Annotated in this window: 1 protein-coding gene and 1 pseudogene; one reads left to right on the top strand and one right to left on the bottom strand. The window is 44.5% G+C overall.

The window, feature by feature from the left end; genetic code table 11:
* Positions 1 to 79: 79 nt before the first annotated feature.
* Positions 80 to 1,288, bottom strand: a complete 1,209-nt coding sequence (locus tag R8269_RS23865) for an IS4-like element ISVsa5 family transposase (RefSeq protein WP_318222732.1) — start codon at positions 1,286 to 1,288, stop codon at positions 80 to 82.
* Positions 1,289 to 1,360: 72 nt separating this feature from the next.
* Here R8269_RS23865 and R8269_RS23860 point away from each other — a divergent pair.
* Positions 1,361 to 1,655 (top strand): annotated as a pseudogene (locus tag R8269_RS23860) (hypothetical protein); the annotation flags it as partial.

The following is a 1,655-nucleotide window of genomic DNA, read 5'->3' as shown; positions in this document are numbered from 1 at the left end:
GTACATTTTTAAGGTTACACCAAGTTATTATCGGCGTAATAAATTATGGGAATTGGAGGCAATGCACTGAGAGATCCCCTCATAATTTCCCCAAAGCGTAACCATGTGTGAATAAATTTTGAGCTAGTAGGGTTGCAGCCACGAGTAAGTCTTCCCTTGTTATTGTGTAGCCAGAATGCCGCAAAACTTCCATGCCTAAGCGAACTGTTGAGAGTACGTTTCGATTTCTGACTGTGTTAGCCTGGAAGTGCTTGTCCCAACCTTGTTTCTGAGCATGAACGCCCGCAAGCCAACATGTTAGTTGAAGCATCAGGGCGATTAGCAGCATGATATCAAAACGCTCTGAGCTGCTCGTTCGGCTATGGCGTAGGCCTAGTCCGTAGGCAGGACTTTTCAAGTCTCGGAAGGTTTCTTCAATCTGCATTCGCTTCGAATAGATATTAACAAGTTGTTTGGGTGTTCGAATTTCAACAGGTAAGTTAGTTGCTAGAATCCATGGCTCCTTTGCCGACGCTGAGTAGATTTTAGGTGACGGGTGGTGACAATGAGTCCGTGTCGAGCGCTGATTTTTTCGGCCTTTAGAGCGAGATTTATACAATAGAATTTGGCATGAGATTGGATTGCTTTTAGTCAGCCTCTTATAGCCTAAAGTCTTTGAGTGACTAGATGACATATCATGTAAGTTGCTGATAGGTTTCCAGTTTTCCGCTCCTAGGTCTGCATATTGTACTTTTCCTCTTACTCGACTTAACCAGTACCAACCCAGCTTCTCAACGGATTTATACCATGGCACTTTAAAGCCAGCATCACTGACAATGAGCGGTGTGGTGTTACTCGGTAGAATGCTCGCAAGGTCGGCTAGAAATTGGTCATGAGCTTTCTTTGAACATTGCTCTGAAAGCGGAAAGGCTTTCTCATAAAGAGTAATAGAACGACCATGTAGTGCCACCGAAGCCCGCAATACCATAAGCCGTTTTTGCTCACGGATATCAGACCAGTCAACAAGTACAATGGGCATCGTATTGCCCGAACAGATAAAGCTAGCATGCCAACGGTATACAGCGAGTCGCTCTTTGTGGAGGTGACGATTACCTAACAATCGGTCGATTCGTTTGATGTTATGTTTTGTTCTCGCTTTGGTTGGCAGGTTACGGCCAAGTTCGGTAAGAGTGAGAGTTTTACAGTCAAGTAAGGCGTGGCAAGCCAACGTTAAGCTGTTGAGTCGTTTTAAGTGTAATTCGGGGCAGAATTGGTAAAGAGAGTCGTGTAAAATATCGAGTTCGCACATCTTGTTGTCTGGTTATTGATTTTTCTCAGAACCATTTGATCACATGACAAGATGTGTATCCAGCTTAAATTGATGATTTTTCTTAAAATCATCAGGGGATTCCTCAGTACCCAGCCACTGACTATGTTGATTGGTTTTAATCAAGGTGGCAGTACGGATATTCAAGGACAAGTCCTCGCGAAAGTTCTTTCCGAAAAACTCGGCCAACCCGTTAATATCCTTTACCATCCTGGTGCTGGAGGAGCTTCAGCGGCAGCCATGCTGGCAAACAGTCGCGATCAAGGCTACACCTTTCAATTTGGACTTTCTCTGCCTTATACCTTCGCACCGTTAGCAACTCCGGCTTCTTACCAGTTAACCAGTTTTC

This window comes from Vibrio sp. Vb0667 (assembly GCF_033391095.1).
Note: the sequence above shows the minus strand (reverse complement) of the source record. Positions and strands in the feature narration are given on the sequence as shown.

Bases quoted from the DNA above. Each gene is read 5' to 3' on its own strand.
- R8269_RS23865 (WP_318222732.1), bottom strand. From the start codon at position 1,288: ATGTGCGAACTCGATATTTTACACGACTCTCTTTACCAATTCTGCCCC.